Below are 14,278 nucleotides of genomic sequence, written 5' to 3'. Positions count from 1 at the left end.
AATAATCAGAGTGTCATCAAGTCCCTTTTCTTCGGCAAGCTTTATGCCTTCATTAAGTCTTTCAAGATTTTCAGCAGATAAATCTATATTGCGCTCCATCACACGATTCATTGCATGTCTTGAAAAGTTCACTCCAACGCTGCCATCGATCTGTTCCTGTAAAATGTCCTTAAAACTCCGGCATGAAACCGAGTCAGCAACATCCTGCGGAGAAGTATGCGGTATTCCGGTAGTAATAGGAGTGGAAATTCTTTTAATATCAATATCATTCATAACTAACAGATTCCTTTCCATTAGATATATAAGAGTTTATACACTGACCTCCGCATTATCTTCATTATTTTCAGAAGAAGTATTATCTGATACGGAATTTATTTGTGTAACCTTACTGTAATCATACGGTTTACCATCAATATAGATTTTGAAATCATCATTTTCAAGAACGATTTTTTCAACTTTTCCTGTTACAGTATCAGTTGTACCACCGATATTTGTTTTTGAAACGGTAACCTCCTGACCAAGCATTCCCATAACATAGTTCTGCTTTGAATACTGACATAAGTCCATCATTTCCTGCATGGTGCAAAACTGAGCCATCTGAGCCAGATACTCAGTATCATCAACCGGATCCATAAAATCCTGATTGGTAAGCTGTGTGATCATAAGATCAAAAAAGTCATTTATAGACAAACTGCTTTCGTCTTTATCTTCAAAAACAGCGTTATAGACCTTACCGGTACTGCCTGTACCGTTCATCATGTCTATATAATTTCTGTCCGAAGAAGTAACTCCGCCGACTGACATTTTTATCATCCTTTCTAAATCATAATATTCAGTGCCTGATCCGGTACTGAATTCATCTGAAGATTAGGTTCAGAATCAAATGAAACATTGCCCACAGAAATATTGTTTTTCATTTGTGATTTAAGCTGTCTGTATTGATTCTGCTGATTACCCTCATCCTGACGTCTCTGGTCATACTGATCAAAAGCTGATGACGCTGGCATTACATTTCTGGCTGCTTCAATACTGTTGTTTGCAATTTCAACATTATGCTGACTTAATGTACTTTGCAGTGATGCAAGATCGCGATTCAAAAGTTCAGCTGTTTTTTCGCTTGAAGCCACCATGGTCAGCAGCATTTTGCCGTCACTGTCAGAAACAAGTTTTACAAGTATTTCTCCTAACCCTTCAGGTTTCAGCTTAACTGTAAATTCGCTTTTACCCTGTTCAAGGTTTTCAGAAACACCCCTTAAAACCTGTTTATCCACAGGCTCATATTCAGCTTTGTTCATTGTCATTTCAGCTTCTGCTCTGTCAAAACTGATATCAATAGGTTCGGCAAACTTACCGAGATTTTCGACATTGTATACATTGTCATCTGAAATATCATTATCTGAATTATTTTTTTGTGAATTCTTCAGTTCACCGCTTCCGGCATTTTCCTTGACCGAATTCATTGTACGGTAAAAATCAAGAACTTCATCTTCAAGACTCCCGGACATTTCAGAATCATTGAGCATATCAGACTGTGATGCTGGAATATAGCTTACAATCTCCATTTCTCCGCTTTTGAGCATTTCATTTGGATCAAACAATGATTTAATATCCTGAATAATTCCGGATTTAGTACTGTCAGAATTACCGTTATTTAACTGAGTAAACAAAGGTATATCCGTACCTGTCCTTATAAAATCCATAAGACCTGCAAGCTGTGACGGATCAGCCTTAATAATACTGTCAGAAAAATCAATTGTTTCTGATGAATTTTCAAAAATATTATTTAAAAGAAGATCATCATAGAAACTGTTTTGATTATCAGAATTGTCTAAAAGTCCTGTATTTAAATTATTTTTAATATCAGAATTATTTAAGACTTCACTGTACAAACTATTCTGATTACCAGCATTTTTCATGAGTTCAGGAGAAATCAAACTGAAAATATCAGAAAACTGCTCAGGAATTATGCTGTCAGAAAAAGACTGTCCATCTGTCTGAAACAACTGAGAATCCAGCATTCCGGAATTCATTTCGTCTGCGCCGCCAGTTTTTGTATTGCTTATCATTATTGAAATAATATCAGCAAATGAAATACCTGAAGACATCATCTGAGAAACAGTCATACCCTGCTGAGACTGCTGAAGCACTGATGCTCTTAGACTCTGGGAAATCTGTTCCGTTTCCATTTTTATCACCTCCTTTCAATGGATTATATAATTACTCTGCCGTCATTTTAAATGAAAGAAATTCTTCAATAGAATTTTCATTTTCCTTCGTGGCAAGATGATTATATTCATCTCTTTGTTCTGTTTCAAGTTTTTCAAGTCCTGAAACATCCTGAGAAAGGGCAACAACTTTTCTGCGCTGCTTTTCTATTTTCATTTCTGTAAGATTTATCTGATATTTAACCTCAGTCTGTTCACGCTTTATACCATCCATCTGCATACTATAAAACATAAGTTTTGAAGCAGTAGTACCCTTAGATACTTCTTCCAGAGACTGATGCCTTATATCATCCATAGTTACAGTCAGATCCTCCAGACGCTGTTCATATTCATTTTTCTCACGTCTGAGACTCATCAAAATGTTTTTTTCAGATTCCATGATTTGTTTCTTGTAATCATACATTTTTTGCATAGAAAAAACAAACTTTTTCATACAATCCTCCTATTATGAAACAATTTCATTCATAATAGCCACAGTTTCGTTAAAATCAACTTTTTGATCCACTGGCTGCTGAAGAAATTCATTAATAGACTGCATTCGTTTTATAGCGTCATCAAGATCAGGATTCGTACCGCTTTTATAAGCACCAATTGAAATAAGGTCAGCATTTTCCTGATAGAGCGACATTATCTTACGGATTTTTGAAGCATTTGCTTTTTGTTCCGGCGAAGCTATTTCAGACATAAGACGGCTGATGCTTGCAGTTACATCTATTGCCGGATAATGGTTCTTCATAGCAATCTTTCTTGAAAGCATTATATGCCCGTCGATAATACCTCTTACAGTATCAGATACAGGCTCATTTGAGTCATCGCCTTCAACCAAAACAGTAAAAATTCCAGTAATAGAACCTGTTTTAAAGTTACCGCAGCGTTCCAGAAGTTTCGGCAATGATGCATATATTGAAGGTGTATACCCTCTTGCTACCGGTGGTTCTCCGATACTAAGCCCCACTTCACGTTCAGCCATACAATAACGTGTAAGCGAATCCATCATCAGCAAAACATCCTTGCCCATATCCTTGAAATATTCAGCAACGGTAGTAGCGGTCAGCGCACATTTTGAGCGCATCATTGCCGGCTGATCAGAAGTTGCTATAACAAGTACTGATCTTGCAAGTCCTTCCGGACCCAAGTCACGGTTAATAAACTCCATAACCTCACGGCCGCGCTCACCTACTAAAGCAATAACATTTACATCAGCTTTTATGTTACGGGCGATCATACCCATAAGTGTACTTTTTCCAACACCGCTTCCGGCAAAAATACCCATTCTTTGTCCCTTGCCGATTGTCAGCATTCCGTCAATAGCTTTGATTCCGAATTCAAGAGGCTGAGCAATAGGCGGTCTGTCCATAGGGTTTGAGCGTTTGCCGTTTATACTGTAAAACGATCCCTGTTCAACAGGACCTTTACCGTCGATAGGATTTCCAACAGCATCAATAGTACGACCAATGAGTGATTCGCTTACATTTATCATAAGCTTTTCATTGGTATTTTCAACATAACTTCCGTATCCGATACCATCCATATCAGAGTAAGGCATAAGAATTACTTTTCCATCCTTAAATCCGGCTATTTCAGATAAAACACATTTTTTGTTCAAATCAGAGGACATCCGGCAGATATCTCCTATATTTCCTGTTATTCCGGAAGCTTCAACGGTCATACCCACAATCTGTTCAATTTTTCCGTATGTCTTATAAAAATTATTCATTTTTATATTATGACAAAGCCCGGACTGATCAAGGCTGATCTTCATTGTTATCACCTTTGTCAAGATTATTAATAAAATCCTTAAGATTATGAAGCTGCACAGACAATGTTGCAACTACAACCCCGCTTGAAGTATTCAGAACACAGGTATCTTTCGGAGCATCATCAGACAAAACAAATTCAATATTCTGTCCTTCAGTACTAAGCTCCTTTTCAAGGGAATCAACATATCCCGCAAGTTTGCTTGAAACCTCTGCCTTTATCCACTTAACATCCCTGACAGATTTGACTGCATCCTTTATTACATTATACATCAAAAGATCGTCATCTTCAATCTTCTGGGCAATAATTTTTTCACATATTGCAACAGCAAGGTGCTTTATTTCGTTGCTGTATTCCTCAAAATACTTCTCCTGTTCCCCCTTGATTTCCTCAATGGACTGAGAAATATAATGTGCCAGATGTTCAAGAAGCTCAGATTTTTCAGTCAGACCATTGTTTCTGCCCTCATTATAAGCATCCTGTTTTATCTTTTCTGACATGGAACTTGCATCGTTTATTATACGTTCACTTTCAGCCTTCGCATCAGATATTATTTTATCGGCTTCAGTTCTGGCATCACGAAGCATAACATCACACTTTTTTTGTGCAATAATTTTTTTTCTTCCAATTTCTCCCTGACACTCATTTTTTACTTCTTCAGTAATTTGTTTATAAAGTTCATCTTTCAGTGCCTGTTCTTTTTTCTTGGCATCATCATCGTCTCCAGAGCAATCTTCAATTTTAAATTCCATATCCGGAATTTTAACTGCTCCGATACCGTTTCGGATTTCACCAGGCTTAAAGACTTTATGCAATTATCTCATCCTCTCCGCCTTTAGAAATTACAATTTCACCAGCTTCTTCCAATTTTCTGATAACAGCAACAATCTTCTGCTGCGCTTCTTCAACGTCACGCATACGAACATTATGCAGATACTGCATATCTGTCTGAATGGTTTCTCTCTGTCTTTGCGACATATTGCTGAATATAACATTGGTAACTTCTTCCGAAGCCGCCTTGAGTGCAACAGTAAGATCCTTTGTATCGATCTCTCTGATAAATGCCTGTATCTCCATATTGTCGAGATATACAATATCGTCGAATACAAACATGAGCTTTTTGATTTCTTCTGCGAGTTCCGGATCTTCGTCCGAAAGTTCCTCGAAGATATACTTTTCGGTCTTCCTGTCGACTCTGTTCATAATTTCAGCTATGTAATTTATGCCGCCGAATTCAGTAACATCCACAGAAGCAATAGCCGATGCCTTTTTGCGCAGCACGGACTCAACTATACCTATAATTTCAGGTGAAGCTCTGTCCAGATTTGAAATTCTTTTAATTACATCAAGCTGAATTTCATGTGGAAGTTCTGATATTATCTGAGATGTCTGTTCAGCACGTGCATATGAAAGAACAATTGCAATTGTCTGAGGGTGTTCATTCTGAATCATCATAAGAAGGTTTTTATAATCAATCTTTCTTATAAATTCAAATGCTCTCTTTTTACCGGTTTTTAAAACCTGTTCCATGAGATACGCTGAACGCTGTGCACCAAATGCCTTATCAAGGACATCCTTGGCATAGGATTCACCACCCTCAGTTACAACCTTCTGGGTAATACACATATCATAGAAATCTTCCATGATTTCCTTCATATCATCTGCTGACAGAAGATCGATTTTGGCAATTTCACCAGTAATCGCTTCTATCTCATCTTCACGAAGGTACTTGTAAACTTCCGCAGCACTATCAACACCCAAAGCAATCATTATTGCTGCAACCTTAGTGGTCGGTGTAATTTTTGACTGATTTTCAGTTTTTGCGGAAGCCATTTTAATCACGCTCCTTCAGCATGGAACGGATAAGGGCTGCTGTTATCTCAGGATTATTTTTTGCAAATTCTCTTACTTCCATTTCGGTTGCCTTTTCAGCCTTGTTATGTTCTTCAGCGGCTTCCTCAAGGGATTTCTTGTTATTTTCCTCAATAACCTCCTGAAGATCAGAGATTTTTGCTTCACTTTCTTCCTGCTGGAGTCTCATTTTCTTCTTCATATTTCTTATAACAAGGAAAATAATCAGTCCTGCAAGAATCAGGAAAATAAGTCCGCATGCACCCAGAATGATAAGAAGTCTGCGAGTTTCAGTTTTAAGTATATTGTTATTGTCATTATTCGGATCAACAACCGCTGGAATTTCATCACTTTCACGGCTGTATACTGATATTTTTTCCTCCGGAATGTTTGTTGCATTCTTTACAAGCTGAATAATCGCATTTCTTTCGTCTCTTGACATATATGCATTTTCAGTAGTTACAACAACTGAAATAGAAGCGTCCTTAACAGTTCCCTGTGCTCTTTCTGTCTGTGTCAGCAGATATCCGAGATCATATTTGGTATCTCTTTCATAATGCGGCGTATCATCGCTGTTGAGTTCATCCTCTGCATCATTCTGATAATCAGGGATATCTGTATTATTTTCCTCTCCTACTATGCCGCCGTCATTAACAGCATCCTTGTTTGTATCATATTCCTTATGTTCTTCGGTAATATAGCCTTCGCCTGTTTCTTCGTCCGGAAGAAGCTGTTTCATTTCTTCAACAACTTTATCATAGTCGATTTCAACAGTTGCTACAGCGTCAACACCGTCCGGATAAATATTTTGCAGAATTGCTCTTGCGTTTGCTTCATACTGTGCCTTAAGAGTATTTGCATATTCCATTTTATCAGCCAGATCTATGCCTGTACTGCTGTCTGCTGTTTCAGTTTCTTCTGCTGACAGAAGTTCTTTTCCAGTACTGCTGTCAATAACAGTAACATTTTCAGGTTCAATCTGCTGTGCACTGAATGCCACAAGATTTTTTACTGCTGAAACATTTTCCGCTGTAAAACCGGCACTGTTAGAAAGAGTAAGAGTAACGCTTGCCTTTGCCTTATCAGTTGTTTCTTTCCATGCATAGTCGCTGCTTTCAGGAAATGTAATAGTAACAACAGCACCCTCAATACCATCTATTCTTTTAAGAGTAGTCTGAAGTCTGTCCTGAAGTTCAAACCTGAGCGTCTGTTTTTTTTCAAACTCAGTCATTGTCATGCTGAGATTATCAAAAAACGTTCCGTAAGAAGGAGTTGACTGTGGATATCCCAGCTGTGCCAATTCATAAACAAGATCATCCCACTCAGTTTTCTTTACTTCTATTTCACCGTCAGAATTGATCTTAGTTTCAACGCCCTTGTTTTGAAGTTCAAGATAAACCTCTGTAGATTCTTCATTCGACATTCCGGGGAACAATACTATCCAATCAGAATCATTTGATCTGTTAAGGAAAATGGTAAGTCCTACAGAACCGCCGATTATTACAACCAATCCCACAATAATTGCAATTTTTACAACCTTTGTAAATCCCGACCACAAGGTTTTTATCTTTTCCCAGATCTTTTTGAATTTTTCTTTCATGTAATTAAATCATACTCTCCATAAAAAAATTTAGAACAAAAAATCAAATCTGCATAGACATTATTTCTTTGTATGCATTTACGGCTCTTGTTGTAAGCTGAACTGTCATTTCAATAGCAGTTGAAGCTTTTGTGGAATCAAGCATAGCAGACTCAATATCATCTGATGCACCCGTAGCAATATCATAGGCGCTCTGAAGGGACTGTGATTCAAGATCCTTTACATCCTGTATTTTAGATTTAAGAATTTCTCCGAAAGACTGGTCTTTGCTTTCAACATTTTCCTGTTCCGTTGCTTTAAGCGGAGTAATACCGGACATGGACATTTCTGTTAAAGGTACAATAAACATATCATTTCTCCTTATTCATTACTTGCCTATTTCCAACGCTTTTGAAGCCATTGCCTTTACAACAGACAATGCACTTACATTTGCCTCATAAACTCTTGAAGCATCCATAAGGTCAACCTGTTCTTCGGTATTGTTGACATTAGGATAATAAACATATCCATCCTCATCAGCATCCGGATGATCAGGATCATAAACAGGCTTGAAGTCCTCCTGGCTTTCAACAACTTCCGTCACACGAACGCCGCCTCCTGAAACCTTATTTAATACATCATTAAATGACTGTTCCCTTTCCTGAAAGATAACCTGCTTTCTTCTGTAAGGTTCACCGCTTTCAGTTCTGGTTGTATTCTGATTTGAAATATTCTGCAGAATAATATCTGAACGGAATCTTTCAGCAGTCAGTGCCGAGCCGATTATATTAATAGAATTTAAAAATGCCATAGCAGTACTCCTTTATTATTTAAAATTACTGTTTGTAAGCACGTAACGCAGATCTGAAATTGCGGAATTCATTTTATTGATAATTGCTGAAGACTGGATATATGTACTGTAAAGTTCCAGATTCTCCTTATCAACATCAACATTATTTCCGTCAACCAGCACATTGGTATTTTCAATTTCGGAAACATTTGCCTTGAAGCTGTATTGCGTTTTGCCTTTTTCCTTAGCATCACGAAGAGAATTTTCAAAGCTTATGGTTTTGTATTTATAATCCGGTGTATCAATATTAGCAATATTCTGAGTATGAATCTGCTGTTTCATTTCAAGACCCTTAAGACCGCTTTCCATAGCCTTAAAAGCAATTGAATCCAGATACATGACTATTCCTCCCGTTATAAATTTTGATTCTACTTATTTAAACATTATACCACAAACAATGCCAAAAATCAACTGTTACTGGAAATTTTATTATAAAAAATATAACGAAACTTTGTTGAAATATACAAAACAACTATAAATTAATTGGCGAATAAAGACATTTCTTAAAAAAATCATGATAAAATACCCCAAAATTATGCATTTTAAACATTTTTTCAAATATTATAATCCCTGATTACTGCCTGATAAAAATTTTATCATATTTTCCCCCGATGGTGTTATTCTGATAAACTGGTGAACACATTCTATCATTCCTTCATTTACCAGATAAACAATACGGTTTCTGACAAAGACCGGGGCAATTCCTAAAACATTTGATATATTCTTAAGGGATAATTTTTCTCCTTTAAAATCATATGCAGCTTTTAGTATAAAATAATCCAGAATATTTATGCTTCCGGAATTTTCATCTTCATAATCTTCATCATATTCTGCCGATTGGTAAAACTGTGTTTTTTCATATTCTCCCTGTCCGGATTCTTCAAGATATATATTCTGAAGCTTCTCAGCATTTCTCAGGCCGTCAAGCCTGCTAACTACAGAAAACACATTTCTGAACATGCCGGACGCTTCTGCGTTTGATGAATTTATAAAATTATCCGAACTGCCGACAATAATCAGAAGTTCCTTTGCTCTTGACAAAGCTACATTGATTCTTCTGGCATCCCTTGCAAAGCCTATATTATTATTTTGATTATTCCTTACAAAACTTATAATAATTACATCTTCTTCCATACCCTGAAATCTGTCAACAGAACCTATTCTCAGTGAAATATGGCTAAATCGCTTATAATATCCGCTGTCTTGTAGTTTTTCTTCAAGAAGTCTTACCTGTGCATCATAAAATGTAATAACGCCGACATTTTTATGAGCATTATTTGCTTTTAAATTAACTTCCAGATGACATAATATTTTCTTTATACTTTCCGCTTCAAATACATTATAAAAGCTTTTATTCTTTACATTCTCATAATATTTTTCCTTATTTGGAATATCATACCATAAAACATGATTATTTTCTGTGATATCCCCCCCTTCACAATGATGTATTTTGTATTCTGAAGCCGGAGATTCAAGCCGTCCTGCATCAGTATCAATATAGAACTGATTTATAAGAGCTGCGATATCCTTGTGCATTCTATACTGACGGAAAAGCATAGTATGCATTGACCTGTCAGATTTTTCATAAAGCTCTTCAAAAAGGCTTACTTTTATAAGTTCCTTAAGATTCGGATCTTCTTCATCTATTTCATCGTAAGCATTCTGGTCTATAAACGGCGGAAGCTGTTTGTGATCCCCGACCAGAACAATTTTACGTCCTTTCAGCATCGGAAGAATTATATCCGGAGGTGTACTTTTACTTGCCTCGTCAATAATAACGACATCGAATGAAGGGTAATTTTCGCTAAAATCCTTTGTACCGCTTTGTATACAGGTTATTCCGATTACATTAGCATTTTCGATGTAAAGCTTTTTCAGAGCATTATAATTAAGTTCTCCGCCGGATATCTTTTTCCTCCACAATTCAAGAAGATTTTTCCATTTTACATATCTGTTGTTTCTGTTGTAATAATATGTATTTACTTTGTTTTCAAACTCATCAAGAGTAATCTTTTCCACATCAGAATTTCTCAACGCCTTTGAATAGAAATCATCCTGAAGCTGTTCTTTAAAGTATTCAACAGAGTATTTATAATCCCTGACTGCATTCATACACTCATTATATACGTTCTCATATTTACCTTTAAAACTATAATATTGAGAATCATAATCTTCTCCCAAAGCATCAAGACAAAGATGAAACGATTCCGTATTATAAATAAAATTCTTATTATTCCTGATACTATATATTTTCTCGCAAAGTCTTATAGTTTTAAGCTGAATACTCATCATAAGATTTTCAGCACGTCTGTAGTATATAGCCAGAACCTGCTGCCATTTATACCCGAATATCAGTTTCTTTATTCCTCCGGGGCGAGCTTCAATTATCCGTTCTCCTTCTTCATAAAGTGATTGTGTAATTTCCCTGTCAGAGTAATAAAAAACTCCTTCATAAGCAGTACGTTCAATTATTTTCCTGTTTACATTTTCAAAAATATATTCAAATTGTTCTGTAAATCTGGATGTATATTCATTGAAAAACTCCAGATCCGATTCATATTCATGAACCATTTCCAGATCCGCTTTGATATCCAGATATTTGTCAGTAATATCATTATAAATATTATTAGGCAGTTTAAAATCAGGGGGATATTTTTCACGTGCCTGTTCAGCTTTTTCGATATCATCATTTTCATAGGCATCTGTTATAAGTTCAAAAAATTCTGCTCTTTGCTTTTTCGCATCATCAAGAACATTTTTAAAAAAGAAGAGCTGGGATTCATGGTAATCCTTAGTTTTCTCGGATTCCTTTAAAGATTCTGCAAGTTCAAGCAAATTAGGAAGTCTGTCCTTTGCCGTTTTCAGTTCTGAAATACGTTTATTCAGATACTGGTCCATTTTTTCAGTAGCTTCGGCGATCTGACCTATCCACGTCCGGACTACGTTATCTTCAACAAACGGAAGTCCCTCTTCTTCTACTCTTGACGCATCCCCTTTTCTGAGAACTCTTATATCAGCATGATTCATAACACGTGAAATAGCGTTGTCCACAGCAAGATTTGACTGTGAAACAATCAATGTTTTAAGTCCTCTGACTGCATTCTGGTAGCATATTTCTGCAATAACCGTAGTTTTTCCGGTTCCCGGAGGCCCCTGTATCAGATACAGATCCTTTGCATTCAGAACCCCTTCCACAGCACTTATCTGTTCAGGATTCATAGTTTTTGTCAGCAGATCCTCTTCTGAAAGAGTAATATTATCTCCACGTTCAGGATTTGCCTTTGAAGGATCAAACAAAAATTCCGGAAGTCGTTTATTTACAGCATCTCCTGCACAAAGTCTGTCCAGTCCCGACTTCATTCTTTTACAGGTAATATCCGCAGCACCGTCATATATAATCAGGTAAGGCATAGATGAAAGTTCAGACATTACTCTGTTAATATCACCAAACGGCTGAACATATAAAAATTCATTTTCAAATTTATCAATTTTGCCAAATCCCCAAGCCGGGCATTTTTTTTCGTCAGCAATACCAATATTCAGGTTTCTGATATCCGCTTTGCAATCAGGTTCAGGGCATAAGATAAGAATTTTATTATTTTTGACAGTGGCATTCTGACATTTAAATACAAAAGATTTTTCCAGTGATTTTTTTCGTACTGATTCAATATAGTCATACCACATAGAAAATCTCTGTTTTACTTCGTTATTTACGTATGTAAAATCTTCATTCTTTTCCTGTTTAAAAATTAATTTAATTCTTTTGCCATTTATTTTTGTGTTTATAACTGATTTGCAGAAAAAATTATTTTGTTCAATACTTCCCAGCAATGTAATATCATTGCCTTCCAAATTAAAATTCAGCAGTATATCCCTGTTTTCATTTACAGCTGCCGAAATATCAAAGCTCTGGTTTTCGGGAAACATAATAAGCGGAAGCTCATATTTTGATACGCCCTTAACAGTACTGAATTTTTTTAGTTCATCAATTGCTTTCGGGGACATACTCAAATTAAGTTTCATTATTTTAGTTTCGTCCATACCATCGCCTCCAGTTCCTATAAAAATATTATAACATAAAGCGGATAATATTACAATTATTTTATAAATATAAAAACTCCCCTGTGAAATCACAGAGGAGCAATAAACGTATTATTGATTTTTCTTAGCTTCCAGTTCTGCCAGAGCGTCTTTTCTTGAAAGATTAATTCTGCCCTGCTTGTCAATTTCAACAACCTTAACCAGAATTTCATCACCAATTGATACTACATCTTCAACCTTTTCAACTCTTGTTTTGTCAAGCTTGGAGATATGAACAAGTCCGTCTTTGCCGGGTGCAATTTCAACAAACGCACCAAAATTCATAATTCTTACAACCTTGCCTTTATAAATTGCACCTACTTCCGGACCAGCAGCAATTGTGTGAATGATCGACAAAGCCTTATTGCAGTTATCAAGATCAACACCGGAAACAAACACGCTTCCGTCTTCATTAATATCAATTTTAACATCACATTCAGATGTTATCTTCTGAATAACCTTACCGCCCTGACCGATTACATCTCTTATCTTCTCAACATCAATCTTTGTCTGGAGCATTTTAGGCGCATATTTATTCACAGTTTTTCTTGGCTCCGGAATAGCTTTAAGCATTATTTCATCAAGAATATAAATTCTTGCTTTTCTTGTCTTTTCAAAAGCTTCCTTAATAATTGCCGGTGTAAGACCGTCAACCTTTATATCCACCTGAATAGCTGTAATACCCTTATGAGTACCGCCGACCTTAAAGTCCATATCACCGAAAAAGTCTTCAAGTCCCTGAATATCAACCATAGTCATGAATTCATCACTGTCAGGCTTAGTAATAAGGCCGCAGGAAATTCCGGCAACAGGTGCCTTTATAGGTACGCCTGCATCCATAAGTGCCAGTGTTGATCCGCAGATTGAACCCTGTGATGTTGAACCGTTTGAAGACAGGACCTCCGAAACAAGTCTTAAAGCATACGGAAATTCCTCAACAGACGGAATTACAGGCTCCAACGCTCTTTCTGCAAGTGCACCGTGACCTATTTCACGTCTTCCCGGACCTCTGCTCGGCTTTGTTTCGCCTACAGAATAAGACGGGAAATTGTAATGATGCATATATCTCTTGGATTCTTCCTCGTCCAGACCATCGATTCTCTGTGCTTCACTTACAGGTCCCAGGGTTGCAATTGTCAGAACCTGTGTCTGACCTCTTGTGAAAAGACCAGAACCATGAACTCTCGGCAAAACTCCGACTTCAGCAGCCAACGGTCTTATTTCATCTATACCTCTTCCGTCTACACGCTTGCCCTCATAAAGCCAGTTTCTGACAATCTTCTTCTGAAGTTTGTAAATGCACTCGTCAATCATTGCAGTCTGTTCAGGATATTCTTCATCAAATTTTGCATGAATATCGTCAACTACAGGCTGAAGTCTTTCTTCACGAACATTTTTATCATTAGTATCAAGAGCAAATTTAACTCTGTCAGACGCAAATTCTTCAATTGCGTCAAACATATTATGATCTACTTCCTGAGATTCAAATTCAAATTTCTTCTTGCCGATCTGTGACTGAATATCACTGATAAATGCCACGACTTTTTTAATTTCCTCATGACCCTTTAAAATTGCCTCCAGCATAAGATCATCAGGAACCTGATTAGCGCCTGCTTCAATCATAACAATCTTTTCAGCAGAGCCTGCAACTGTAAGATTAAGATCTGTCTTTGCTCTCTGTTCAAGATTCGGGTTTAAAATTATTTCACCGTCAACAAGTCCCACACTGATTCCTGCAATAGGACCGTTCCACGGTATATCAGAAATAGAAAGTGCAATGGAAGTAGCAATCATACCGGTAATTTCCGGTGAGCAGTCAGGGTCAACAGCCAGAACCGTCATAACAACTGAAACATCATTTCTCATGTCCTTCGGGAACAGAGGACGTATCGGTCTGTCAACCATTCTTGAAGTAAGGATAGCCTTTTCAGAAGG

13 protein-coding genes are annotated in these 14,278 nt (G+C 36.9%); all 13 read right to left on the bottom strand.

Annotation, left to right across the window (positions count from 1 at the left end):
- Positions 1–273 (bottom strand): TIGR02530 family flagellar biosynthesis protein (locus ACI4WO_RS03600; RefSeq protein WP_439806190.1); only part of this gene is annotated, 273 nt, incomplete at its 3' end.
- A 36-nt stretch (positions 274–309) separates the two neighbouring features.
- On the bottom strand, positions 310–804 hold the full coding sequence (locus ACI4WO_RS03595; RefSeq protein WP_439806189.1) for a flagellar hook capping FlgD N-terminal domain-containing protein: 495 nt from the start codon (positions 802–804) through the stop codon (positions 310–312).
- 14 nt (positions 805–818) lie between these two features.
- Positions 819–2,186 carry a flagellar hook-length control protein FliK gene (locus ACI4WO_RS03590; protein ID WP_439806188.1) on the bottom strand — a complete coding sequence of 456 codons (1,368 nt, stop codon included), beginning with the start codon at positions 2,184–2,186 and terminating at the stop codon, positions 819–821.
- 31 nt (positions 2,187–2,217) lie between these two features.
- On the bottom strand, positions 2,218–2,658 hold the full coding sequence (locus ACI4WO_RS03585; protein ID WP_439806187.1) for a flagellar FliJ family protein: 441 nt from the start codon (positions 2,656–2,658) through the stop codon (positions 2,218–2,220).
- Between the two features lie 12 nt (positions 2,659–2,670).
- Positions 2,671–3,942 (bottom strand): FliI/YscN family ATPase, encoded by a 1,272-nt coding sequence (locus tag ACI4WO_RS03580; protein WP_439806191.1) that lies wholly within the window; start codon positions 3,940–3,942, stop codon positions 2,671–2,673.
- A 28-nt stretch (positions 3,943–3,970) separates the two neighbouring features.
- Positions 3,971–4,798, bottom strand: coding sequence for a hypothetical protein (locus ACI4WO_RS03575; protein WP_439806186.1), 828 nt, complete (start codon positions 4,796–4,798; stop codon positions 3,971–3,973).
- Positions 4,791–5,816, bottom strand: coding sequence for a flagellar motor switch protein FliG (fliG, locus tag ACI4WO_RS03570; protein WP_439806185.1), 1,026 nt, complete (start codon positions 5,814–5,816; stop codon positions 4,791–4,793). Before fliG ends, ACI4WO_RS03575 begins: the two co-directional genes overlap by 8 nt.
- 1 nt (position 5,817) lies before the next feature.
- Positions 5,818–7,434, bottom strand: a complete 1,617-nt coding sequence (gene fliF, locus ACI4WO_RS03565) for a flagellar basal-body MS-ring/collar protein FliF (protein WP_439806184.1) — start codon at positions 7,432–7,434, stop codon at positions 5,818–5,820.
- Between the two features lie 43 nt (positions 7,435–7,477).
- Entirely contained in the window at positions 7,478–7,783 is a 306-nt protein-coding gene (fliE, locus tag ACI4WO_RS03560; RefSeq protein WP_439806183.1) for a flagellar hook-basal body complex protein FliE, read from the bottom strand.
- 18 nt (positions 7,784–7,801) lie between these two features.
- Positions 7,802–8,224, bottom strand: coding sequence for a flagellar basal body rod protein FlgC (gene flgC / locus ACI4WO_RS03555; RefSeq protein WP_439806182.1), 423 nt, complete (start codon positions 8,222–8,224; stop codon positions 7,802–7,804).
- Between the two features lie 15 nt (positions 8,225–8,239).
- Positions 8,240–8,602 carry a flagellar basal body rod protein FlgB gene (flgB, locus tag ACI4WO_RS03550; protein WP_439806181.1) on the bottom strand — a complete coding sequence of 121 codons (363 nt, stop codon included), beginning with the start codon at positions 8,600–8,602 and terminating at the stop codon, positions 8,240–8,242.
- A gap of 222 nt (positions 8,603–8,824) precedes the next feature.
- Positions 8,825–12,304 (bottom strand): DEAD/DEAH box helicase, encoded by a 3,480-nt coding sequence (locus ACI4WO_RS03545; RefSeq protein WP_439806180.1) that lies wholly within the window; start codon positions 12,302–12,304, stop codon positions 8,825–8,827.
- Positions 12,305–12,415: 111 nt separating this feature from the next.
- On the bottom strand, positions 12,416–14,278 hold a 1,863-nt coding region (locus ACI4WO_RS03540; protein WP_439806179.1), incomplete at its 5' end, for a polyribonucleotide nucleotidyltransferase.

It is taken from the genome of Porcipelethomonas sp., assembly GCF_051893655.1.
Classification (GTDB): Bacteria; Bacillota; Clostridia; order Oscillospirales; family Ruminococcaceae; genus Porcipelethomonas.
The sequence above is the reverse complement of the archived record's forward strand: the minus strand, read 5'-3'. Positions and strand labels throughout refer to the sequence as shown.

Bases quoted from the DNA above. Each gene is read 5' to 3' on its own strand.
- ACI4WO_RS03595 (WP_439806189.1), bottom strand. From the start codon at position 804: ATGTCAGTCGGCGGAGTTACTTCTTCGGACAGAAATTATATAGACATG.
- flgB (WP_439806181.1), bottom strand. From the start codon at position 8,602: ATGTATCTGGATTCAATTGCTTTTAAGGCTATGGAAAGCGGTCTTAAG.
- fliG (WP_439806185.1), bottom strand. From the start codon at position 5,816: ATGGCTTCCGCAAAAACTGAAAATCAGTCAAAAATTACACCGACCACT.
- ACI4WO_RS03580 (WP_439806191.1), bottom strand. From the start codon at position 3,942: ATGAATAATTTTTATAAGACATACGGAAAAATTGAACAGATTGTGGGT.
- ACI4WO_RS03545 (WP_439806180.1), bottom strand. From the start codon at position 12,304: ATGGACGAAACTAAAATAATGAAACTTAATTTGAGTATGTCCCCGAAA.
- ACI4WO_RS03590 (WP_439806188.1), bottom strand. From the start codon at position 2,186: ATGGAAACGGAACAGATTTCCCAGAGTCTAAGAGCATCAGTGCTTCAG.
- flgC (WP_439806182.1), bottom strand. From the start codon at position 8,224: ATGGCATTTTTAAATTCTATTAATATAATCGGCTCGGCACTGACTGCT.
- fliF (WP_439806184.1), bottom strand. From the start codon at position 7,434: ATGAAAGAAAAATTCAAAAAGATCTGGGAAAAGATAAAAACCTTGTGG.
- ACI4WO_RS03585 (WP_439806187.1), bottom strand. From the start codon at position 2,658: ATGAAAAAGTTTGTTTTTTCTATGCAAAAAATGTATGATTACAAGAAA.
- fliE (WP_439806183.1), bottom strand. From the start codon at position 7,783: ATGTTTATTGTACCTTTAACAGAAATGTCCATGTCCGGTATTACTCCG.